Genomic DNA, 23470 nt, shown 5'->3' with positions numbered 1-23470 from the left:
AGGAAAATATGGAAAACAAGATTAACGATCTCCGCAGCGCCATCGCCTTACTGCAGCGCCACGACGGGCAGTATATTGAAACCGATCGTCCGGTCGACCCCAACGCCGAACTGGCGGGCGTCTATCGCCATATCGGCGCAGGCGGCACGGTCAAACGCCCAACCCGCACGGGCCCGGCCATGATGTTCAACAGCATTAAGGGCTATCCGCACTCCCGCATCCTGGTGGGCATGCATGCCAGCCGCGAGCGCGCGGCGCTGCTGTTAGGCTGCGAGCCTTCTGAACTGGCAAAACACGTCGGCCAGGCGGTGAAAAAGCCGGTCGCGCCGGTTGTCGTTCCGGCCGCGCAGGCTCCCTGTCAGGAACAGGTCTTCTACGCTGACGATCCTGACTTCGATCTGCGCAAGCTGCTTCCGGCCCCGACCAACACGCCGATTGATGCGGGTCCGTTCTTCTGTCTGGGACTGGTGCTGGCAAGCGATCCGGAAGACAGCTCGCTGACGGATGTCACCATTCACCGGCTCTGCGTCCAGGAGCGCGACGAGCTTTCCATGTTCCTTGCCGCCGGGCGCCACATCGAAGTGTTCCGCAAAAAGGCTGAGGATGCCGAAAAACCGCTGCCGGTGACGATCAACATGGGGCTCGATCCCGCCATCTATATCGGCGCGTGCTTTGAGGCCCCTACCACGCCGTTTGGCTACAACGAGCTGGGCGTCGCCGGAGCGCTGCGCCAGCAGCCGGTCGAGCTGGTGCAGGGCGTGGCGGTCAAAGAGAAAGCCATCGCGCGGGCGGAAATCATCATCGAAGGCGAACTGCTTCCGGGCGTGCGCGTGAGAGAGGATCAGCACACCAACACCGGCCACGCGATGCCGGAGTTCCCGGGCTACTGCGGCGAGGCGAATCCCTCCCTGCCGGTGATCAAAGTGAAAGCCGTGACCATGCGAAACCACGCGATCCTGCAGACGCTGGTGGGACCTGGGGAAGAACATACCACGCTGGCCGGATTGCCGACCGAGGCCAGCATCCGTAATGCCGTTGAAGAGGCGATTCCGGGCTTCCTGCAGAACGTCTATGCGCATACCGCGGGCGGCGGCAAGTTCCTCGGGATATTGCAGGTGAAAAAACGCCAGCCGTCAGACGAAGGACGCCAGGGCCAGGCGGCGCTCATCGCCTTAGCCACCTATTCGGAGCTGAAAAACATTATTATTGTCGACGAAGACGTGGATATTTTCGACAGCGACGACATCCTGTGGGCGATGACCACCCGCATGCAGGGCGATGTCAGCATCACTAATATTCCGGGGATCCGCGGCCACCAGCTGGATCCGTCCCAGTCGCCGGATTACAGCACCTCGATTCGCGGTAACGGCATTTCCTGCAAGACGATCTTCGACTGCACGGTGCCGTGGGCGCTGAAGGACCGCTTCGAGCGCGCGCCGTTTATGGAGGTGGATCCGCGTCCGTGGGCGCCGGAGCTGTTTGCTGGCAACGCGAAATAAAAACACCACGCGTATGGCCCGCGGGTCATACGCTAATTTTCTTTTCAAGCGTGGCGATGTTTTCACCCGTCACGCGTTCCACAGTGAAACGATCGACGCTCAGCAAAATGAGCATCAGCCCCCTGCCGCTCTCCAGCAGCGGCGAGATTTCACAAAAACGGTCTCGCCTGGCGGCCTCAAGCCGCTCCAGCGGGAACGCGTCACCCGCGTCGGTAAAAACAATGCAGACATCGCTGTCGCGGATGTCGAACCGTACGCTGAATGCGTGCGAGGCATCCTCATGCAGCGCGTGGCGGATGATATTCGTCGCCACCTCACAGACGGCGAGATCGAGCGCGAAACGCCACTCGTCATCTACGGGAAGCGCCCTCAGCCGCTCTTCCAGCCAGCCGGCCAGCGGCGTCAGGGAACCGAGCACCGCCGGAAATTCTGCCTGCACCGGCGTCTGCATCTACTGCCCCAGCTGCGCAAGCGCGCTGCTTTTATCCGGATAGATACGGAATATGCGATCCATGCGGGTCAGGGTGAACATATTCATTATCCCGGGGTTCAGGGAGCACAGCGCCATGTCGCCTTTCCCGTTCATCAGCTTAAACAACGACACCAGCATTCCCAGCCCGCTGCTGTCGATAAAATCCACTTTGCTGAAGTCGACAATCAAGGCCTTGCGATCGTCGCCAATTTCCTCCGTCACGGAAGCTTTAAACGTCGCGGCAACGGAGGCATCCAGCCGCCGGACCGCGGGCGTGAGAATGTTGGCGTGCGGTAGTCGTTCGGTGTTAATAATCATTTTGTTCTCCCTGACGCTCGATCACGAGCAGTGAAACGTCATCGGTTAAGGCGGTCGGTTCATCACGATTTGCGTTGCGCCAGCCGGTCAGGTGGTCACCGAACCGCGGCAGGAGCTGGTCAACCGGAAGTCGGGCATGGTCATGAAGCCAGCGTTCGAGACGCTGCGGGCCAAACTGCTCGCCGCTGACGTTCTCACACTCCGTAATACCGTCACTGAATAAGCATAAGCGATCCCCCGAATTGAGGGTAAACGCGACGTCCTCCCAGCTGAGGTCAGGCATCAGCCCGACCGGCGGGCCGCCGTTGCCCACGGACGTGACGGCGCTGTCTGCGTTCACAATGACGGGAGTAGGATGCCCGGCCTGACACAACACCCCTCGTCCGCTCTCGGGGTCGATCACCCCGTAGATAATGGTGAAATAGCTGGTAATGTCGCTCTCTTCACTGCAAAAGCGGCTGTTCAGGATCCTGATCACCTCCGCAGGCGACTGAATGCCGCCCCGATCGGTAAACAAAAAACGGTCTACCACCCGGCCATGTAAGAACTGACGCGCCACCGCGAGGGACATCATCGCGGCCCCCACGCCGTGACCGGACACATCCACGCAATAGAACCCAACGTGAGAATCCAGCGGAAAAATATTGAACACATCCCCCGAGACCCAGGCTGACGGCATGAAAAGCCAGTCGGAAAAGTAGTTCCCAAAACGTAAGCGGTGCGAAGGCAGCACCGAGTGCTGAACGCGCGCCGCGAGTTCAAGATCCTGTTCAATCTGATGCAACGCTTCACTCAGGCGCTTGTTGTGCGCCGCGAGGGTCGCCTCCAGGGTCAAAATACGGCCCCCGGCGTGGAGCCGCGCCCGCAGTTCATCCTGCTCGACCGGCTTGCTTAAAAAGTCGTCCGCCCCGGCATCAAAGCCCAGCGTTAAATCCCCTGCATTCTCGCGGGCCGTCAAAAGAATGATATACACATAGTGGCCAAACTGACGGTTGCGTATGGTCTGACACAGCGTGAGCCCGTCCATTTCCGGCATGTCCCAGTCGCTTATCACCATGCTGATCGGCTGGCTGGACAGTATTTCCAGCGCGGCGACGCCGTTTTCCGCCTCGCTCACGATATACCCCCACTGGGTGAGCATTCTGGAGAGTAACCGACGATAAATCAGCGAATCTTCAACGATTAACACGTGCAGCGCCGACATGTATCCCTCCTATAGCGGTAAGAACCAGATGAGGCTCACGGTCCCTTCTCTGAATTTTGCATTCCCGTTTCCGTGCCCCGGATAGCGCGTCCCCGCATAGTTCGCGTACTGGATGGAGAACGAACCCGGCGTATAGCCGGCATAACCGAAGCTGTAGCTGTAATCGCCGTTCCAGGGCTGCTGCTGGCTGCTGTCCGGGAACCAGAATGCCGTCGCGCGAACGAAGAAATGTTGTTTGAAGGTGTAGCCGCAGCCGCCGAGCATGACGTTTTTATTTTTGCGAATGTCATCGCTGCTGAGATCGTAGTAGCGCGGCACCCAGCTGTACCCGACCTGGCAAATGATGGAATCCCCTTTATTAATCAGGAGCGTGTTTTCAACCGGTTTCGGTAGCGAAAACTTATAGGCCAGCGTGAAGGCGCCCTGTTCGAAATAGGTGTGTCTCCGGCTGCCCGACGTCCAGAAATGGTTATCGCCGTAGTTGCTGTAAACCAGACTGACGGTGTTGGCGTGCCAGTCATCGTAGCCGAAGCTGTAGCGAAAATCGGCGGTGTAGCGGCTGGTGTCTCTGACCGGCAGTCGGGACGTAATGTTGGCAAACCAGAAGCTGTAGGGGGAATACTGAAGGCTGAGATTTAGCGTCTGGTTAAACTTTTTCTTTTCCGTGGCGGTGTCTGAACTGTTCGGAATGCTCATCCACTGCTCTTTCAGTCCCGAGCTAAAGCTCAGCGCACCTGAGAATTTCTTGTCGTTACCCGAGAACAGGCGCCCCCAGCGGCTGGTAAATACGCCTGCCTGAACGGGTTCACCGTTCTTATCGCGCAGGGATTCATTTTCACTGCTTTGCGCCGCCTCCGCGGCGGGTATCGCGGCGAGCAGCACGCCCGCCAGAAGCCATTTTTCGCGCATAACCGCCATCCTTAGTTAGGTATCCAGCGTGCGCCGACGTCGTATTTTGCCATCAGCCACAAAATACCCAGTGCCGCCGCATGCACTAACGTGTTCTCTATCCAGGCATGACGCCATAAGTCGAAGGTGATGAACTGGCTCACCAGCAGCACCACGTACACATGCAAAATAAAGGTATAAAGCGAGTGCTGGCCGAGCGGGATCAGGAACCATCCCAGCAGGCGATTGAGCGGCGTCCAGCCATACGTCAGCACCAGGTAGACGGTGACCATCAGGGCGATATCGTTTAACACCCTCACCGGGCCCAGCCCGTTCTTCGCCGCCCAGGTGTGATAAAACGAATTGAAGCTGTCAGGCGGGATGACGTGCATCAGCAGCGCGGGCGGCATAAACGGGTTGGTATGGTTCTGGGCGACAAATCCCAGCACCAGCGACACCATGACCAGCGCCACTACCACCCCTTTCCCCGGCGGCGTCCGGGCGAAAGAGAGCAGTTCGGCTTTATACCAGCCGCTGGCCATGCCCAGCACAAAGATGAACTGCCAGGCGAGCAGCGGGAAGGCAAATTCAAATTCCGACGGCGTCAGCCGAAGCGGCCAGCGCTGCCACAGGCCGTACACCAGCAGCGACAGCCCCAGCAGCCACCAGACCTTTCCTTTCTGCAGCATCCCCAAAAATAGCGGGCTGAGTAGCAGCAAAAAGATATACAGCCCCAGAATTTGCGTCTGATGAGGGCCGATCTGCAAATAGAGGATAATGTTGAACCAGGTCTCTTTAATTTGCGGCGTAACAGGATAAAGCGACCAGCTTTCACCCGAAAAACGGTCGGTAAAATGGGTGACCTCGAAAACGTTAATATGCGGGATATAGGCCAGGAGAATAAAGGACACTATGATAATGATATTTACACGATATATTTTCCACGCTCTGAGATAAAGCCCCCAGGAAACCGTGAGCAAAACCACTTTTTGCAAACGCGCGCGGTTCAGCATGCCCAGCATAAACCCCGAGAGAATAACAAAACCTTCTGCACCGGTTGTTAACCCAAAACGCTCCCAGGAGAATATATTGAATACCGACATCACCTCCGTATGCGCCACGACCATCATGACGAGGGCAATGCCGCGCATAAAGTCGATTCTCAGGTCCCTGGCACCTGCAACGGCATACCTCCATGCTGTTGATTTAGCGTCATCTTCTTGCGCAACCGACGGCGCAACATGGCTCATAGGGTGTCCTTTGCCTGAAAACGAAAATTAAGGTCTAAATAAAGTAGATAGCCTAAAGGAATAGTAACCGCAATTTATCGTCAGCAGATGAAAGATATTAAGCAGAATTTAAGCTGAATTAACCACCGCTAAATATTAATAAAAACGTGGCTGGACACTTTTATTCGGCGTTCTACACTTATCTTAAATCTTGTTTAATCGCTATTTTCTTTCGCTTTTGGGCAACTGTCTGCGCAGCAGAATGGGTCTGCATTTTCACGGAATCAGGAACGCCGGAACTATGGATTTTTATTTTTCCCGTTTTGAACATCGTCGTCCTCCGGAACCGTTAACAACACCGCGCTGGGTAATGATGACCTGGCAGGTGTTGGCGGTCGCGGCGCTTATTCTGGGTGCCAATTATATTTACTGGCGCTGGACCGCCTCCCTGAATACTGACGCATTATGGTATGCCATTCCGCTGGTCCTCGCCGAAACCCTGGCGTGGATTGGCACCGTGCTGTTTACCATCAATTTGTGGAAAGAACAGGATCCTCCTCAAAGTCCGCCGCCCGGCGAAATTAACGAATGTCTGTCGCCTGAGGAGGCCGTTGAGCCCCGTCCCGTAAAGGTGGATCTGTTCATTGCCACCTACTCGGAAGACACCGAGCTGGTCAGGCTGTCCATTCGCGATGCCCTGAAGATGGCGTACCCGTTCCCGATTGACTACCGCATCCACGTGCTTGATGACGGCCGCCGCCCGGAGATGAAAGCCGTTTGCGAAGAGGAAGGCGTTAACTATATCACTCGCCAGACCAACATCGGCTTTAAGGCCGGCAACCTGCGCAACGGGCTTGAGCAAACCGACGGCGATTTTATTGTTATCTGCGACGCCGATACCCGCGTATTTCCCACCCTGCTCAGCCATACGCTGGGCTATTTTCGCGATCCGGACGTGGCCTGGGTACAGACGCCGCAGTGGTTCTTCGATCTTCCGGAAGGAGAAAACCTGTCGCGCTGGGGCCAGCGAAAAGCCGGAAAAGTGGGCTACGGTCTGGGCTGGCTGATTCAAAAGTGTATTGGCCCGGTCACGATAGGCCGCGACCCGTTTTTTAACGATCCGCGCATGTTCTATGACGTGATCCTGCGGCGGCGCAACTGGGCGAACGCGGCTTTCTGCTGTGGCGCGGCGTCCATTCACCGTCGCGAGGCGGTCATGCAGGCCGCGCTGAGAAGCTACGTCTGGTCCGTCGAAGAGGAGATCCATCGTCACACGCGCGATATTCGCGATGAGGAGACCCGGGACGCGCTGCAGAATGCAATGCGTCCGCACGTGGCGTTTGACACCGAGCTTACCCCCTACAAATTCCACGTCTCGGAAGATATTTACACCTCGGTGCTGCTGCACGGTGACGCCGCACGACGCTGGCGCTCGGTTATGCATCCGCGGGTTGAGTCGAAGATGCTCTCTCCGCAGGATATGCTCACCTGGATGATCCAGCGCTTTAAGTACGCCGCCGGCTCGCTGGATATTTTGTTTCATGACAACATCTTCAGCCGTCGCCGCTTCAGGCTCTCTCTGCCCCAGACGCTGATGTATGCCACCACCTTCTGGTCATACATGGCCTGCGTATGGAACACGGTGTTTTTGATTTCACCGATTATGTATCTGTTCACCGGCATTCCGCCGGTGTCCGCCTGGTCGACGCCGTTCTATCTGCATTTTCTGCCGTTTTTTATTTTCTCCGAGCTGGCCTTTATGTTCGGCACCTGGGGGATCTCGGCCTGGGACGGCAGGGCCTCATACCTCTCCTTCTTTTCCATGAACCTGCGCGCGCTCAATACGGTGCTGCGGGGCGAGCAGATCAAATTTCACGTCACGCCAAAAGAGCGGCAGACGGGCCGTTTTCTCTACCTGGTGAAGCCGCAGATTGCCATCGTGGTACTGACCCTCGCAGGGCTTATCTGGGGCGGTATCCAGGTGGCGCGTGGACAGGTGGACGATCCCTCCGGCTACGTCATCAATATTTTCTGGGGAGGGGTGAACATCGCCGCCATGCTGCCGCTGATTTTCGCGGCCATGTGGACGCCCGCTGAAGAGGACGAGGTCACCCAATGAGGATACGTGATGCCCTGCTGCCCGCGCGCAGCTACCTCACCATTTTGCTCGGCTTCCTGATCGGCTTTGCCATTGTGGTCTGGGTGGAGAAACAGATGCCCACGCGCGTGGAAAGCAGCGGCGGCATCGCGCTCAGTAAAGACTTTCCGCCGCTGCCCACAAAACGGGCGCTGACCTATGACGAAGCCATCTGGGCGCGGGTCGCCTGGCAATACTACGTGAATAATACTCAGCCAAACGGGCTGGCGAACGCCAGCGACGGTGAACCCTGGCTGAGCCTCTGGAGCGTGGGAAGCTACCTCTTTGCGACCGCTGCCGCAGAGCAGCTCAACATTATTTCCGCCGATGAGTTTGACGAGAGGGTCAGCACCGCCGTGTTCACGCTGGGGCAACTGCCGCTCAATGACAAAGGTCTCCCCGCCGCCTATTACCATGCGGACACGCTCAAGATCCTGGGCAAGCCTGACGCCTCCGCAATCGGTCTGAGCCGGCTGCTGACGGCATTACAGACCCTGCTGTGGCGCTATCCCCAGCACGCGGCGGCTATCCACGATCTGTTTAGCCTCTGGAACACCGGCGCTCTGATTGAAAATAGCGCTCAAAGTCAGGCAGCCGTGCCGCTCCATCACTGGACGCTGACCGATGATGAACAGCGGGACAGCTTTGGCTACCGTCTCTATGCCAGCCATACGCTGCGCCTGATTGACAGCGCGGCAGGACTCGCGGTGACCAACCCGCCAGAAGGGCAAAAGATGATCGATCTGGATGGCGTAATGGTGCCCGATGAAGGGCTACGTACGCCCTGGGGCAAGCAAACTTCGCTGATCAGTCTCCCCTACCTGTTAACCGGTCTTGAGCTGGGCTTTGACGCGCAGAGCGCTGAAATTGCGTGGCGAATTATGCAGATCCAGCAGCGGCGCCACGGCCTGCGCGCGCCAAAACCGCCGATCAGCACGGATTATGCCGAACCGGCGCCGGATTACGTTAACGATCTGCCGGACAGGCAGCCGGTACAGGCGCGTAACCTGCGCGACGAGGTGCCGGAGAAAGTGGCGATTACCTCCACCCGCACCGCGTTTGCCTGGTATGCCCTTTTCCGCAACAGCTGGAGCGAAGCGCTGCGCCAGCAGGTTCTGGCCCTTCAGGTGCCGGGTAAAGGCTGGCAGCGCGGGATAAATCTCAACAACAGCGTCAATGCCGTCGTAGACGCCGATACCAATGCCATTGTGCTGGAAAGTCTGTCTTACATCGCGCATGGCCAGATGCTCTGTCTGGCCTGCCTCTACACTTCCCCCTCAGCAGGAGCAACGCCATGAAGCCACGATCCCCGATCCTTTTCCACCTGCTCACGGGAATAACGATCTGCTGGCTGGCGCTATCGACCGTGCGTGCGGATACCGAGCTCCCTGCATCAGGTTACTCCCCGCGCAGCGGCGAGCTGACCGCCCGGGAGATGACCATCGCGAAAAACGCCTGGCAGTATTTCGTCACCAACTATCAGCCCACGACGGGCCTGGTGAATGCGGTCAACAAATATCCCTCCACCACCATGTGGGACAGCGCCTCCTATCTGGCCGCCCTGACGGCGGCGCGCGAACTCGGGATCGTTGATAAAGCGGAATTTGACCGCCGGATGCTGAAGTTTCTCGCCACGTTAAACACCCTGGTACTGTTCCGCAACGAGCTGCCCAACAAGGCCTATAACACCATCAGCGGCCAGAAGGTGGACTACACCAACAAGCCCGGCGAAATTGGCTTCTCGGCGCTGGATATCGGGCGAATGCTGGTCTGGCTGAAAATCATCAAAGAGCGTTATCCGGAATACGGCAACAGCATTGATAACGTGGTGCTCGGCTGGGATTTCAGCCACGCGATCGACCCCTGCGGCACGCTGTACGGGGCCTATCTGGAGAACGGCCAGCCGAAGTACGTTCAGGAAGGTCGACTGGGCTATGAAGAGTACGGCGCGGCCGGTTTCCAGCTGTGGGGGTTTAATACCTGCAAAGCCAGCCGTCCGCAGCCTTACGAGCTGGCCGAGATCTACTGCGTGCTGGTCCCGTACGATACGCGCGACCCGCGCAACACGTCGCAGCATAACTACGTGGTGACGGAATCCTACCTGCTCTACGGGCTGGAGTTCGGCTTTGACAAACCGACCGACCGGGATAACGCCCCGCGCGACTACTCCCTGACGTGGATGAAAAACTTTGCCGACCGCGTTTATCAGGCTCAGGAGAACCGCTATACCATTACCGGCGTCCTCACCGCGCGCTCCGAGCACCAGCTCGATAAGGCCCCTTACTTCGTCTATGACACCGTCTTCAGCGACGGGTACAACTGGAACACCATTACCGATAAGGGACAGTTCGTCCCTAACGCTGCCGCGATTTCGCTGAAGGCGGCGCTGGGCATGTGGGTGCTGTGGAACTCACCTTATACCGACCGCCTGCTGAATACCATTGAGAATGCCAACGAAGAGGGAAAAGGCTACTACGAAGGGCTGTATGAAAACGGTGACGGCCCGATCAAAGAGTTCACCGCGAACAACAACGGCATCATGCTGGAGGCACTGTTGTTCAAAAAAGAGGGAAAACTGCTGGCCTTCAACACCGACAATCCGAAGAGCAAGGATTTTGCCCCGTCCCTGTGGGATCAAAAGCTGCTCGATCAGTTTGAAGAGAACAACGCGCTGCGCAGCCGTCCGTTCCTGACCAGCACACCAGCCGTAAAAAGCTGGTGCGACCGGACCGGCGTCACGCAACGCACCAAACCCGCCTGCCAGGCCTGTCAGTGCGCGTCATGCAGCGTGGACGAGCCCGTTAAACTGCCTCCGGTGACTGCGCAATGCTTAAAACCATAGCCAGAGGGCTCGCGGGATTACTCCTCGCAGGCGCGATCGTCTTTGCGCTGTTTGGACATCAGGGAGCAGGCTGGCGCTGGCTCATCAACGGCGGGTGGCACTCCAGCGCGCGTATTGCCGCCCTGACGCCGGAAGAGCGGACGTGGGCGGCGATCGCCTGGCGCTATTTCGTCAATAATACCCAGCCGCAAACGGGGCTGGTCAACGGGAGCGACAAACAGCCCCGCGTCACGCTCTGGCAAATGGGCGACACGCTTATCGCCCTGCTGGCGGCAAAAGAGCTAGGGCTGATTGACGACGCCGAATATGACGCTCGCCTGACGCGGCTGATGGGCACCCTCAACCGCCTGATGCTGACCGAGGCCCGGACGCCGGGTCGACTCTATTCCAGCCAGACGGCGACGCCGATCGACTTTAGCGGCAAGCCCGTTAAAAATGGCTGGTCCGCACGCGATATGGCGCGTCTGATGCTCGCCCTGCGCCTCACCGCAGAGCGGGAACCGCAGTACAGCGAATACCTGGATAAAATCATCCTGCGCTGGAATTTCTGTCCGGTCATCGACAGCGAAGGCGAACTGTGGTCATCTTCCCTGCAAAACGGCCAGCCGGTGGTGCGCGAGGAGCTGCGCCTGGGCGAGAGCGAATATGCCGCAACGGCGTTTCAGCTGTGGGGGTTTTCCCCGGAGAAAGCGTTTACGCCCCCGGCGCACCACGTCATCATCGCCCAGCGGCGTCTGGCCGTCGATGCCCGGGATCCGCGCACCACCTGGCAGCCCTCCCTGATCGCCACCCTTCCCTATATGCTGCCGGGCCTGGAGTTTGGCTGGGAACCCGAAGGCGTTGCGGCCGATCGGCAAAAGCACCTGCGCAAGCAGGCCGAAAACGTCTGGCTGAGCCAGAAGAGCCGCTGGGAGACCGATAAGATCCTGACGGCCAGGGCAGATTTCTCGCTCTCTCAGGCGCCCTGGCATATCCAGGATACGGTTTGGGGAAACGGCTATGCCTGGAACTCTGTCGGTGACGATGGTCGGGACTACACCCGTTTCGCGCAGGTGTCGACCAAAGCGGTCTTTGCCCTGTGGGCCCTGTGGGACACTCCGTACACCGACGTGCTGATGACGGTCACAAAACACCTTAACGATCCGCAGAAAGGCTGGTACGAAGGCCGCCAGGAAGCCACGGGCGATACTAACGCTGCGCTCACCCTTTCCACCAATGCCACGGTGCTGGAAGCCCTGTTCTTCAAACACAACGCGGGCCCCCTGTTTGACGCCCGCCGGGCCAAAAAAGAGAGCTACTTTACGCGCCGTGTGGCAGATGACTATACGCCCGTCGGGCACTGTCTACCGGGCGAAAACGCCGTAAGGAGGACGCCGTGAAATTTTACCGCGATCTGTTTGAATCCAGCCTGAACCGCGTCTTTCCGGATAATGATAAAACGGCGTTTTTCCAGACGTTCTATGACGCCTTCGTTCATATGTCGCCCGAGACGGAGCAGCATTTTTCTCGCCTGCCGGATAGCGAGGGTCAGCAGACTCTGTTTAAGAGTTTCTTCGCCATGCTTGCGGTAGACGGCGCGTTAATCGTGCCTGATTTTCTCGAGCGCCTGGCGCGGGAGCAAAGCGACGACGGTCTCCACCTCCCCCCGCGTTTTTTCGCCCTGTGGCGCGAAGCGATGTTGAACACGGTGAGCCTGCGCGATCCGCAGTGCGACGATGAGATCCTGACGGCCTGGGCCATGGCGATCGCGCCCGGGCTGGAATACCTGCGCCGACAGGCAGAACTGCACTACCGCGCGTAGGAGGATCACGATGAGCGCATTCACGAACGATCTTAACGCGCTGCCGGCGGCCGTCATGATTTATGACCGCGAGGAACGCCTGCAGGCCTGGAATCACAACGTGGCCCTGTTTTATCCGGTCATCACCCCGTGGCTGAAGGCGGGCACAACGCTGGAGTCGCTGGCGGAACGCTTTATCGACGCCGTTTACAACGTCGACCCTGGCCTGCGTCAGACGCTGCGCGAGTCGATCGTGCGCAACTGTCGGCAGGATAAACACTGCGAAGTGCGGCAGGCGGGCCAGCGGCGCATCTTCGTCCAGCACCAGCGCCTTGCGGACGGCGGCATTGTCAGCCTGCACAGCGATATTACCGAGCTGGATGAAGCGCAGCGGGCGCGGCACCAGCTGCATGACGATTTTCTGCTGACGGCGGAATCCATCCATATCGGGATCTGGGACTGGCAGGTTTCCGGCGACACGCTCCAGGTCAACGATACCCTGCTTGCCATGCTGGGCCAGTCGCGCACCCAGTGGCGATATCCGGTGCGTTTTTTACTTAACCAGGTTCACGAGGACGATCGCGCAGCGCTGCGCAAGGCTCTACAGGCTTCGAAGCAGGATCATCGCCCGGTCTTTGAATGTGAAATTCGCGTGCATCACCCTACCGAAGGACTGCGCTGGATGCTGCTCTCCGGCCAGGTGGTCACGCTCTCTATTGAGGGAAACGCCGAGCGCGTGATTGGCACGCTGCAGGATATTACGCGCCGCAAGGAGGCTGAAATTCAGGCGTTCGCCTCGGCCATTGAGGCACAAAAAGCCAACGAGGCAAAAAGCGCGTTCCTGGCGAATATGAGCCATGAAATTCGCACGCCAATGAACGGCATTATTGGCATGACCCAACTGTGCCTGGATACGGCGCTCAGCGCCGATCAGCGCGATTACCTGACGCTGGTGATGAGTTCTGCCCAGTCTTTGCTGCACATCATCAACGATATTCTCGACTTTTCCCGAATCGAAGCCGGCAAAGTGGAGCTGGAGGCGGAGCCCGTCCCGGTCCGGCCCTTTATTCAGTCACTTATTCGCCCGCACATGCCGGGGGCGAGCGAAAAAGGCATCGAGCTGCTGGTTGATATTGCGCCCGACGTCCCCGACGTGCTGCTGGTCGACGGCGCGCGGCTGCGCCAGGTCCTGACCAATCTGCTGGGCAACGCGCTGAAGTTTACCCATCAGGGAGAAGTGATCCTCATTGTTGAACCCGGCGATAGCGCGGAACGCTGGCGTTTTCGCGTGCGCGACAGCGGCATTGGCATACCTTCAGATAAGCAGAAAGCCATTTTTGAAGCCTTCAGCCAGGCGGATAACTCAACCACGCGCCGCTATGGCGGTACGGGGCTCGGGCTAACCATCTCTGCGCGACTGGTCGCAGCGATGGGCGGCGAATTAACGGTGTCCAGCGAGCCGGGAAAAGGCAGCGAATTTTCCTTCGCGCTGCCGCTTGCGGCCCAGGCGCCTGGCCCGGAGGAACGCCGGCATAGCCATCGCTTTAACGGGGAGCCCGTGCTGGTGGTTGATGATAACGCGACCAACCTGCGGCTATTGGCCGCCATGCTTAGCCAGATGGGGCTGAAACCCACCTGCGTTAATAACGCCAGCGAGGCCATCAACCGGGTTAAAACCGGAACGGCATGGCCCCTGATCCTGCTGGACGCGCAGATGCCGGATATGGACGGCGTGTCGCTGGCTCTCGAACTTTCGGTGCTGCCGCAGGTTGCTGAGAGCCACATCATCATGCTGAGCTCCATGAGCCGACATTTTGATATCAATATGCTGAAGCGGATCGGTATCCAGAACTACCTGCATAAACCTATCGCCCAGAATGAATTGCATCAGGCGATTGCCGCGGCGTTTGAACGTGCGCCGAAGACGGTGAGTGAAAGCGCGCCCGCGCCCACCGTCGCGCCGGACACAGCCGGGCTCAGGGTCCTGCTTGCGGAAGATAATCTGGTCAACCAGAAGGTCGCCGCGCGCCTGCTCGAGCGGCTCGGCCACACCTGTCAGATCGTCGATAATGGCGTCGCGCTGCTGGAACGCTGGCGCGCGGGCGTGTGGGACGTTTTGCTGATCGATCTTCAGATGCCTGAGATGGACGGTGAAACCGCCATTCGCCTGCTGCGCGAAGAAGAACGCGCCCGGCCCGGACCGGCTCAGCCCACCGTCGCCATGACGGCACACGCCATGCAGGGGGATAAAGAGCGCTGTCTTCAGATGGGTTTCGACGGCTACATTGCCAAACCCATCAGCCAGGAGCGTCTCGCTGAAGAGATTGCTCGCGTGCTTCCGCGCCACGATGCCCCTTCCGACTTCCCGGATGAAGCACGCCTGCTGAAGCAGTGTGCTGACGACCCTGCTCTGGTTCAGGAGCTGCTGGCCCTGTTTGGCGAAGGGCTGGAGGAGGCCATGAAGACCATCACCCTGGCTATCGACAGCGACGATCGTGAAGCGCTGCGCCGCGCGGCCCACAAGCTGCGAGGAGAAGCCGTCACCCTGGACTTCAGCACGCTCGCACAGCAGCTACAGGTGCTGGAGAGCGAGGCGCACACGCTGGAGGGGCAACAGCTTGCGACGCTAAACCAGCAGCTTCAGAAGGAATCGCTGCGCCTGATGGCGTGGCTCAACGCGCGCGGGGTAAACGCATGATTGCTCGCAACTGCGCGCTGCTCTTTGCCCTGTTGACCACCCATACGGTGGCGAACTCTACGCCGGTCAGCTGGTCTCTGGCCGGAGAATGGCAGGTTCAGGACGCCAATAATAGTGCGCATCCTGCTGCATCAGGCTGGCGCCCGCTTCAGGTCCCCGCCAACTGGTACAGCGCCGGATACGATCATCAGGGCGCGCTGTGGTACAAGCACGCCTTTTCCCTGCCCGTGCAGCCGCCCGACGTAATGAGCACCCTGGTTTTTGACGGCGTCGATTACCTGGCCGAGGTCACCCTGAACGGCCAGCCGCTCGGCCAACATGAGGGCTATTTTCAGCGCTTTTCGCTGGATGCCAGCCAGGCGTTACAACGTCACAACCGACTGGTGGTCAGGGTGGACAGCCCTTACGAAGATCCCAATAAGGTCTGGCCGCTGCATAAAACGCTCATGAAAGGGATCCTTAACCAGCATGACACGCGTCCCGGCGGGGCCTGGTCGCCGCAAGGACAGGACGCCAACTCGGGCGGCATCTGGGCACCGGTGAGGCTGCATCTTAGCCGGGGCGCTACCCTGGATGAGACCATCCTGCGACCAGACTGGTCACAGGGGCTGACGCACCCCGCGCTGAAAGCAGATATTCGCTATCGCGCGCTCGGCCAGGGCCCGGCGACCGTGCGTCTCACCGCCACGCCCGCCAATTTCAGCGGCAAGCGCTTCCAGGCTGACTTTCCGGTTACCCTCGAAAGCGGCGCCCATTCCGTGCAGGTGACGCTGCCTATGCCGAAGGCAAAACTGTGGTGGCCCGTCGGTACCGGAAAACCCCACCTGTATACCATTCGCGTGGCATTGCGGGATGAAAACGGCCTGATGGATACGGCGGTCACCCGCACCGGGCTGCGCAAGATCGTCGAGCAGCCCGACAATAAGGGCTGGCTCATTAACGACAAACGCCTTTTCATTAAGGGCAGCAATTACATCGGCTCCCCCTGGCTCAGCACCATGACGCGAGAAAAATACCGTCGCGATCTTCGTCTGGTGGAAGCCATGAACGCCAATGCCATACGCGTGCACGGACACGTTGCCGGGCGCGCGCTGTATGACGTGGCCGATGAGATGGGGATGATGATCTGGCAGGATGTTCCGCTGCAGTGGGGCTACAACAACAGTGCGGCTTTCACGGAAAATGCGGTTCGACAGACGCGGGAGATGATCGAACAGTTCGGTAATTCTCCCGCCATTATCGTCTGGGGCGGGCATAACGAACCGCCGTGGAATTCGCCGTGGATGGAAAAACGCTTCCCGGACTGGAATAAAGATCTGAATCGCGAGCTCACGCAAAAGGTGGCGGATACGCTTGCCGAAGATACCTCGCGCATCGTGCACCGCTTCTCCGCCGTTGAGGAGCATTACTGGGCGGGCTGGTACTTTGGTACCGTACGCGACCTGCTTGCTCCGGCCAAAACGGGGATCATCACCGAGTTCGGCGCGCAGGCGCTTCCCCGCTTATCGACGCTAAAAACCATCATCCCGCCGGCGTCGCTCTGGCCCAAAACGACCGCCGCTGACGATCCCGGCTGGACCGTCTGGAAATACCATAATTTTCAGCCCTTCCAGACCTTTAAGTTTGCCGGTATTCTGCGCGGGAAGAACATTCAGGCGATGATCCGCAATACTCAGGCGTACCAGTCTCAGCTGGTGGCCACGGCGGCAGAGAGCTACCGTCGACAACGCTACCAGCCGGTGACGGCCCTGTTCCACTTCATGTTTGTAGAAACCTGGCCCTCCATCAACTGGGGCGTGGTGGACTACCTGCGTAAGCCTAAAGCCGGGTTTTATGCCTTAAAACGCGCCTACCAGCCTGTTTTGCCGTCCATTGAACCGGTGACGGCGCAGTGGCAATCCGGGGCGGCGGGGAGCGTGCGTCTGTGGGCCATCAACGACACCTGGAAACCGTGCCGCGAATGCCGCCTGAGCTGGCGCATCACGCAGCGCGACAAGGTGCTGGCAAAAGGCACGACGACGATGACGATCGCAGCAGATTCGGGAGCGATGGTTAAAACGCTTACGGCCACGCCCGAGGGCCAGGACGACGTGTCGATTCGGTTTACGATTGAAAACAGCGCGGGAAAAATTATCGGTGAAAATCAGCGCACGGAATCCGTTATAAGATGAGCGAGGGGAAAAGGAAAATTGCCGCTTCCCCTGCTTTCTTGTACCCTTTCAGCGTTTATCCCAATCACCTAAAAATCGAGACATCCGGACGCCTATGACTGCACATATTTCCAAAGATCCTTTGCATGGCGTAACGCTGGAGATGATGGTCAACGACCTGGTGGCGAAATATGGCTGGAGCGAATTGGGCGACCGAATCAAAATTAACTGTTTCAGAAAAGACCCCAGCGTTAAATCGAGCCTGAAATTTCTGCGCCGTACCCCGTGGGCGCGCGCGGAGGTTGAAGCCCTGTATCTGGACTCTCTCGATGATGAGGGAAATACAGAGCAGGCGGCGCCCGCATTTAATCCCTGGGCCAACAGCAGGATTATCAAGAGCTAATACGCAAATGACGCGACACGTAAAACGGATTGGTGCGCTGGCTGCCTGCGCGCTTTTACTTGTAAGCTGCTCCTCAAAACCACCCAAATCACTGGTTACCCCTCTCCCCACCGTCAATAAACCGACGCCGCAGGCAAACGAGCCGATGCGCGGGATCTGGCTGGCGACCGTCTCGCGTCTCGACTGGCCCCCGGTGGCCTCGGTGAATGGCCGCAGCGCGGACCAGCGCATCGCGATGCAAAAGCAGGCGCTGATTGCAAAGCTCGACAACCTTAAGCAGCTCGGCATCAACACGGTATTTTTCCAGGTGAAGCCGGACAGCACGGCCCTCTGGTCATCTAAAATTTTACCGTGGTCAGATATGCTGACCGGCAACATCGGTGAGTATCCGGGATACGACCCGCTGCAGTTTATGCTTGATGAAGCGCACAGGCGCGGCATGAAGGTCCATGCCTGGTTTAACCCCTATCGCGTATCGACCAACACCAAGCCGTCCACCATCGCCGCCCTTAACCGGACCGCCTATCAGACCCCGTCCAGCGTTTATGTCCAGCACCCGGAATGGGTCCGCATCTCGGGCGACCGCTTTGTGCTCGACCCGGGCATTCCCGACGTGCGGGACTGGATAACCAAAGTGGTGACCGAAGTGGTGGCGAACTACCCGGTAGACGGCGTGCAGTTTGATGATTACTTCTATGCCGAATCGCCGGGTTCCGCGCTGAATGATTCGCAGACCTGGCGGCAGTACGGCCAGGGGTTTGCCTCAAAAGCCGACTGGCGAAGACACAACACGCAGCAGCTTATTGTCCAGGTCTCCCGCGCGATCAAGCAGACAAAACCCAACGTGGAGTTTGGCGTCAGCCCGGCGGGCGTGTGGCGCAACCGATCCTTTGACCCGGCAGGCTCCGACACCCGCGGCGCCGCGGCCTATGATGAATCCTACGCCGATACGCGTCAGTGGGTGCAGCAGGGCCTGCTGGACTACATCGCGCCGCAGATTTACTGGCCCTTCTCGCGGGATGCCGCGCGCTACGACGTGCTGACCAGATGGTGGGCCGACGTGGTGAAGCCGACCCACACGCGCCTGTATATCGGCATTGCGTTCTACAAGGTGGGCGAACCGTCGAGAAACGAGCCGGACTGGACGGTTCAGGGCGGCGTGCCGGAGTTGAAAAAGCAGCTCGATCTCAACGATTCGCTGCCCAACGTCAACGGCACCATCCTGTTCCGGGAAGATTACCTGAACCAGCCGCAGACCCAGCAGGCAGTAAATTACCTCCGTGGACGCTGGGGTAGCTAAGTAACGATCAGGCAGAAACGCCCGTTTCTGCCTGTTTTTTTACGGCTTCGGCCCGAACATCGCCTCAAGCTGCTGGGCATCCGGCATACCCATCACCTGCTGCAGCTCGTTTTCCGCATTCAGATAGTAAATGGCCGGCGTGGCGTTTGCGCCCAGGCTGTCCATCAGCGCCTGATGTTTTTGCAGGATCGCTACCGTTTCGCGGGAAGCGTCCCCTTCAGGTTTTGGCAATTTTTTCCCACCGGAAAGCTCGTATTCGCGCCAGGCCGAAACCGGATCTTTCGCATTCAGAATCGCTGAGGCGTTACGTCCGCTGTTGGGGTTGAGAAACGCCACCAGCAGCGTGTTAAGCTGAACCTTGCCGGCCTTCACCCACGGCTGCGCTTCGGACCAGAACTGCTTGCAGTACGGACAGAACGGATCGGCAAAGACAAAGACCTTACGCGGGGCACTATCCGCCCCTTCCTTCAGGGGATGCGCCGCGCTGAGGTTCTTCCACATCTCGCGTCCCATTGGGGCGTAGATCTCTTTCTGGAAGTAGCCCTCGCTGAGGTTCTTCCCTTTGTCATCATAAAGATAACCTGAGATCACGTGCTTGCCGTCCGGCGTGAGAAAGAGCGTCACGCCCATATCCTGATACTGCCCGAGCCAGGCTGGCGCCCCGCCGGGAGCATCCAGCTTCTTGATGATTTTGATCTGCTGCTGCTCGCTGAACTGCTTCACCACGTCCGGTATGGCTTCAGCCGCCTGTACCAGCCCTGACGTCGCCAGCGCCGAAAGTAACAGTAATTTTTTCATTTCCCTCTCCGGTTTGTCGGGGGCATTCCGCCCCCTTCAGGTTAGCGGTTTTTCAGTGCTTCACTGACCATTTCGTCGAACTGTTCGAACGGCACCCAGCCGGGAAGCAGCCCCTCGCCGATAAGCGTGGCGGGCGTGCCCTGGATCCCCATTTTTTCCGCCACAATGAGGCTGCGCCTGATCGTCAGAAAACTCTCCTCGTCCGGCGTCGTCACGCTCACGCCCGCCCGCTTTTGCGCCTCCTGAATGCTGGCGTCATCGTGGTACCCCTTTTTCGCCATCAGGGTGTGGTTCAGCTTCATAAACTGCTCAGGATGCGCACGCCAGACGGTTAGCGCGTCTCGTGCGGCGGTCAGCGAACTTTCCGAACGGAAAGGTAAAAACTTAAAGACTACCGCCACGTCCGGATGTTTTTCGACAATCTTCTCCAGGTACGGATCGAATTTTTTACAGTACGGGCAGTTGTAGTCGGTAAACACCACCAGGGTGAGCTTTGGGTTTTTCGCGCCGATGCGCGGGGAGTTTGGATCGTTAAACAGGAAATCAGCGATCGTCTTCTGCGCGCGCTGCTCCTGGTCCGGCGTCAGCGGCTGGGCGGCAAATACCTGAACCGGGGCCAGCAGGAGCAGCAGCGTAATAAGGAATTTTTTCATGACACAGTTAGCCTTTTGCTTTGTTCAGGGTGGTGACCAGGGTGCGCTTGTCCAGCAGCGGCGAGAGGATCTCGCCATCAGGCAGGCCGGGGCCATACACCGCGTTAAACGGAATGGCGTAGCGGTTTCGCTTCGCCAGAAAATCCGCGATAAACGCGGACGGCTGGCTCCAGTCCCCGCGCAGGGCCACCACGTCCGGCTGGCGCAGCGCGGCAATCACGTCCGGCTGGCTGAGTACGCGGTGCTCGTTAACTTTGCACGTCACGCACCAGTCCGCGGAGATATCCACAAACACCCGTTTCCCCTGCGCCAGCGCGTTCTCGATACCCTCTTCGCTGAGCGGCTGCCACGGGATAGTCTGCGCAACGTTTTGTGCCGGAGCGTCAGGCGGCGCGTTAAGCAGACCGCGCACCTGATACCCGCCGAACGCCGACAGCGCGATGACCACCAGCCAGAACAGCGGCGAAGATTTTTGCCCCTTTAGCGCAAACAGCACCAGCGCGACGGCAGTCAGCCCCAGCATCACGATCTGGCTGACCGCCTCGCCCAGATGCACGCTCAACAGCGTCGCCAGCCAGAGGCTGGAGGCCAGCATCATCAGGCCGAGGATGACCCTGAGCGTGTTCATCCAGCGGCCGGGTTTTGGCAGCAGCATGGCCGTTTTCGGCACCAGGGCAACGAACAGCCACGGCAGACTCATGCCCACGCCGAGCATCAGGAAGATCAGCCACAGGGCGTGCAGCGGCGCGCCAAGGGCAAAGGCAACCGCCGTACCGAGGAACGGCGCGGAGCACGGCGTCGCCAGCAGAGTGGCGAACATCCCTTCGCAAAAGCTGCCGCCGATCCCCGATCCCCCTGCCGTCGCCAGCCGTCCTGCGGCAGAAGAAGGCAGCAGCATTTCAAATGCTCCAAACAGGTTCTGCGCAAACAGGAAGGTCACGGCGACCATCAGGCCGATAAACCACGGGTTCTGGAACTGAATGCCCCACCCCAGCGACGCTCCGGCCAGCTTCAGCGCGGTGACCATCCCGGCCAGCAGCATAAAGGAGGTGAGGATCCCGGCGCTGGTGGCGAGGAAGCGTAGCCGGATGGTACGCCTGTCCGATCCCGCCTGAAGGATGCTGTTAAGCTTCATGCCCATCACCGGCAGCACGCAGGGCATCAGGTTCAGGATCAGCCCGCCCAGCAGCGCAAAGAGCACCATTTTTCCCGTCCCGCCCGGCGCGGAGGTCTCTTCGGGCGTTGTCCCAACGGTCATGGTGGTTTGCTGCGCCCGATCGCCGTTGGTCAGCACAAACGACAGCCTTTTGCCTGCCAGCGAGGCGGGTTTGTCTCCCCATTCGTCGGTCACGGGTACCGTCACCCGAAGCGCAGTGCCGTCATGTTTAATAACCGGCTCGCCGGGCAGAATATCGCCCTCCAGCGGATCAAAGTAGATCCCCGGATTGTCCCACTTCCCGTCCGTGGTGCCGGTAATCACCAGCTTGTCGCCAGAGAGCCAGGCGGAGAGATCCGTGGATACGCCAGACGCGCCCGGCACGGCGCGCATCGCTTGCTCGAAGGCGCTGCGGAAGCCCTCATCCACCGGCTGGGTAAAATCGAGGTGCAGCGGGTAGTCCGTCAGCAGGCAGACGTTGCTGCACGTAGAGAGCGTCAGCGTCCCGTCGAGCGTGTCGCCCTTCGCTCCGTCGAGCGTAATCGGGATCGTCACCTTATCGTGATAGCCCTGCGTGGTCATGCCGGAGATGTCGAAGCGCGACGGCACCGGCCAGGACCAGCTGTCCGTTACGCCTTCCGGCCAGCTGATTCTCGGCGCCACGCCGCCCTCGCCCGGCGATCGCCAGTAGGTTTTCCAGCCGGGCTTTAGCTCAACGGTGAGCAGGCCCTTAATGTGCGTTTGTTCCCTCTCCGCCTGAAAGCGGATGCGGGCGTGATCGTTTTGAGGGGAGACCAGCCAGCCGGTGTCCGCCGCATGGGCAATGCCGATGCAGGACAGCCACAGGAAGACGAATCCCCTGAAGAGGTTAACCATGTTGTACTCCGTGAACAGTGAAAAATTATCGTGTGGTGACGATGTTTTTCATTCACGGAAAACGCAGTTTTTCAGGTGTATTCGGGGAGGCGGTGCCTGAACGGACTGTTGCGCAGGAGCCATTGCCCGCCCTTGCGTAAACAGCTGCAGCAGCGCGAAGAAGATAATAATGGCCGGCAGCGCGCCGTCGAAAAACAGCGGCTGGGCGCAGAGAAGCGAGTGCGCGCCTAGCTGACAGGGCGATGGCCCGGACTGCTCGGTGCTGGTTTGCGTTGGGGCATCTGCACTCAGTGAAATCTGCGGTTCCAGTCCCTGTAAAAAATGGTTGAGCATCACCGCACGCTGCACGAGGCAAAGCGCCATCGCGAGACAGGTGATAATCAAAAGCCATTTTCCGAGGAGCTGACGGTTGCGCATAACATTCCAGAGTGACGAGACGCCCCGATCATAAACGATAGTGATGAATCTACAAGTGCCGGAAGTGTAAGGTTTTGTCTGTCGCCGCTATTCGCCCGTCAGCGCGTCATAGACGTCCCGCAGCCGCGTGCGCAGAAATAGCACCGCCTTGTGCTTGCGGGATAACAGCGCCTGTTCGCTGGCGCCGGTCTCCTCTGCCAGCATTTTGATGCTGTAGCCGTGGAGCTCGGTCTTTTCAAATACCTCCCGCTGCGGCGGAGGAAGTTCAGACAGCGCCTGCCCCAGTTCTTCCCACAGCAGCGTCTTGAGGTACTCCTCTTCCGGCGTGTGCGGTACGCCGAACAGGGTTTCGGCCAGCTCGTCTTCCGGAAAACCCTCGTCGTCTTCGCCCATAAAATAGCCGGAGAGCGACACCTCACGCTTTTTGCGCGCCCGGTCGGTCATCTCGTTACGCGCCGCGCGGAACAGCCAGGCGGCGACGTTTTCGACCGGCTGCTCCACTTTCATCAGCTGATACGTCACTTCCTGCAAAATGTCGTCGGCATCATCGCGCACGGAGATCCGTCCGCGAATGAAGGCTTTCAGCCGGGCGCGGCAGGCATTGAGCGCCGACATCAGCATGGATCCGCCCGTCTCCCCGGCTTTCATCT

Annotated in this window: 20 protein-coding genes; 10 read left to right on the top strand and 10 right to left on the bottom strand. The window is 59.0% G+C overall.

Annotated elements, in window-relative coordinates; genetic code table 11:
• Positions 1 to 8 precede the first annotated feature (8 nt).
• Positions 9 to 1499, top strand: a complete 1491-nt coding sequence (locus UR504_RS00665) for a UbiD family decarboxylase (protein WP_302235537.1) — start codon at positions 9 to 11, stop codon at positions 1497 to 1499.
• A 25-nt stretch (positions 1500 to 1524) separates the two neighbouring features.
• On the opposite strand, the gene UR504_RS00660 is transcribed toward UR504_RS00665, so the two are convergent.
• The 5 genes from UR504_RS00660 to opgC are packed head-to-tail and all read right to left on the bottom strand — an operon-like array spanning position 1525 to position 5631.
• Positions 1525 to 1950, bottom strand: a complete 426-nt coding sequence (locus tag UR504_RS00660) for an ATP-binding protein (protein WP_115875096.1) — start codon at positions 1948 to 1950, stop codon at positions 1525 to 1527.
• Positions 1951 to 2289: an STAS domain-containing protein gene (locus tag UR504_RS00655; protein ID WP_023292380.1), complete on the bottom strand. Its 339-nt coding sequence runs from the start codon at positions 2287 to 2289 to the stop codon at positions 1951 to 1953.
• On the bottom strand, positions 2279 to 3493 hold the full coding sequence (locus UR504_RS00650; protein WP_302235536.1) for a PP2C family protein-serine/threonine phosphatase: 1215 nt from the start codon (positions 3491 to 3493) through the stop codon (positions 2279 to 2281). Before UR504_RS00650 ends, UR504_RS00655 begins: the two co-directional genes overlap by 11 nt.
• Positions 3494 to 3502: 9 nt before the next feature.
• Positions 3503 to 4402 (bottom strand): hypothetical protein, encoded by a 900-nt coding sequence (locus UR504_RS00645; RefSeq protein ID WP_115876070.1) that lies wholly within the window; start codon positions 4400 to 4402, stop codon positions 3503 to 3505.
• A gap of 11 nt (positions 4403 to 4413) precedes the next feature.
• Positions 4414 to 5631, bottom strand: coding sequence for an OpgC domain-containing protein (gene opgC / locus UR504_RS00640; RefSeq protein ID WP_302235535.1), 1218 nt, complete (start codon positions 5629 to 5631; stop codon positions 4414 to 4416).
• Positions 5632 to 5911: 280 nt separating this feature from the next.
• Here opgC and UR504_RS00635 point away from each other — a divergent pair, with 280 nt between their 5' ends.
• The 9 genes from UR504_RS00635 to UR504_RS00595 all read left to right on the top strand — a co-directional run bounded on the left by UR504_RS00635 (position 5912) and on the right by UR504_RS00595 (position 18920).
• A complete protein-coding gene (locus UR504_RS00635; protein WP_302235534.1) occupies positions 5912 to 7729 on the top strand; it encodes a glycosyltransferase in 1818 nt (605 codons plus the stop codon).
• Positions 7726 to 9045 (top strand): DUF3131 domain-containing protein, encoded by a 1320-nt coding sequence (locus UR504_RS00630; protein ID WP_320739144.1) that lies wholly within the window; start codon positions 7726 to 7728, stop codon positions 9043 to 9045. Before UR504_RS00635 ends, UR504_RS00630 begins: the two co-directional genes overlap by 4 nt.
• The gene (locus tag UR504_RS00625) at positions 9042 to 10589 is read left to right on the top strand and encodes a DUF3131 domain-containing protein (protein WP_127730957.1); all 1548 of its coding nucleotides are present in this window, start codon (positions 9042 to 9044) and stop codon (positions 10587 to 10589) included. The genes UR504_RS00630 and UR504_RS00625 overlap by 4 nt, the downstream gene beginning before the upstream one ends.
• On the top strand, positions 10574 to 11968 hold the full coding sequence (locus UR504_RS00620) for a DUF3131 domain-containing protein (RefSeq protein WP_320739143.1): 1395 nt from the start codon (positions 10574 to 10576) through the stop codon (positions 11966 to 11968). Before UR504_RS00625 ends, UR504_RS00620 begins: the two co-directional genes overlap by 16 nt.
• The gene (locus UR504_RS00615) at positions 11965 to 12390 is read left to right on the top strand and encodes a globin (protein ID WP_008501676.1); all 426 of its coding nucleotides are present in this window, start codon (positions 11965 to 11967) and stop codon (positions 12388 to 12390) included. Before UR504_RS00620 ends, UR504_RS00615 begins: the two co-directional genes overlap by 4 nt.
• A 10-nt stretch (positions 12391 to 12400) precedes the next feature.
• Positions 12401 to 15067 carry a response regulator gene (locus UR504_RS00610; RefSeq protein ID WP_320739141.1) on the top strand — a complete coding sequence of 889 codons (2667 nt, stop codon included), beginning with the start codon at positions 12401 to 12403 and terminating at the stop codon, positions 15065 to 15067.
• On the top strand, positions 15064 to 17238 hold the full coding sequence (locus UR504_RS00605) for a glycoside hydrolase family 2 protein (protein WP_320739139.1): 2175 nt from the start codon (positions 15064 to 15066) through the stop codon (positions 17236 to 17238). The genes UR504_RS00610 and UR504_RS00605 overlap by 4 nt, the downstream gene beginning before the upstream one ends.
• A 94-nt stretch (positions 17239 to 17332) precedes the next feature.
• Positions 17333 to 17620, top strand: coding sequence for a VF530 family protein (locus UR504_RS00600; RefSeq protein ID WP_302235529.1), 288 nt, complete (start codon positions 17333 to 17335; stop codon positions 17618 to 17620).
• A 7-nt stretch (positions 17621 to 17627) separates the two neighbouring features.
• Positions 17628 to 18920, top strand: a complete 1293-nt coding sequence (locus UR504_RS00595; protein WP_302235528.1) for a glycoside hydrolase family 10 protein — start codon at positions 17628 to 17630, stop codon at positions 18918 to 18920.
• Between the two features lie 39 nt (positions 18921 to 18959).
• Here UR504_RS00595 and dsbG read toward each other — a convergent pair whose 3' ends face one another.
• The 5 genes from dsbG to UR504_RS00570 all read right to left on the bottom strand — a co-directional run bounded on the left by dsbG (position 18960) and on the right by UR504_RS00570 (position 23468).
• Complete coding sequence (gene dsbG, locus UR504_RS00590; RefSeq protein WP_320739137.1) at positions 18960 to 19718, bottom strand: thiol:disulfide interchange protein DsbG; 759 nt, start codon at positions 19716 to 19718, stop codon at positions 18960 to 18962.
• Positions 19719 to 19759: 41 nt separating this feature from the next.
• Positions 19760 to 20371, bottom strand: coding sequence for a DsbA family protein (locus tag UR504_RS00585; protein ID WP_115875118.1), 612 nt, complete (start codon positions 20369 to 20371; stop codon positions 19760 to 19762).
• A 7-nt stretch (positions 20372 to 20378) separates the two neighbouring features.
• On the bottom strand, positions 20379 to 22403 hold the full coding sequence (locus UR504_RS00580; RefSeq protein WP_302235526.1) for a protein-disulfide reductase DsbD family protein: 2025 nt from the start codon (positions 22401 to 22403) through the stop codon (positions 20379 to 20381).
• Positions 22404 to 22451: 48 nt separating this feature from the next.
• Complete coding sequence (locus UR504_RS00575) at positions 22452 to 22820, bottom strand: hypothetical protein (protein WP_111963594.1); 369 nt, start codon at positions 22818 to 22820, stop codon at positions 22452 to 22454.
• Between the two features lie 87 nt (positions 22821 to 22907).
• Positions 22908 to 23468 carry an RNA polymerase sigma factor gene (locus UR504_RS00570; RefSeq protein ID WP_271368229.1) on the bottom strand — a complete coding sequence of 187 codons (561 nt, stop codon included), beginning with the start codon at positions 23466 to 23468 and terminating at the stop codon, positions 22908 to 22910.
• Between the last annotated feature and the right edge of the window lie 2 nt (positions 23469 to 23470).

Source organism: Enterobacter sp. 241F3, from assembly GCF_034106785.1.
GTDB classification, from domain to species: Bacteria; Pseudomonadota; Gammaproteobacteria; order Enterobacterales; family Enterobacteriaceae; genus Enterobacter; species Enterobacter vonholyi.
The sequence above is the reverse complement of the archived record's forward strand: the minus strand, read 5'-3'. Positions and strand labels throughout refer to the sequence as shown.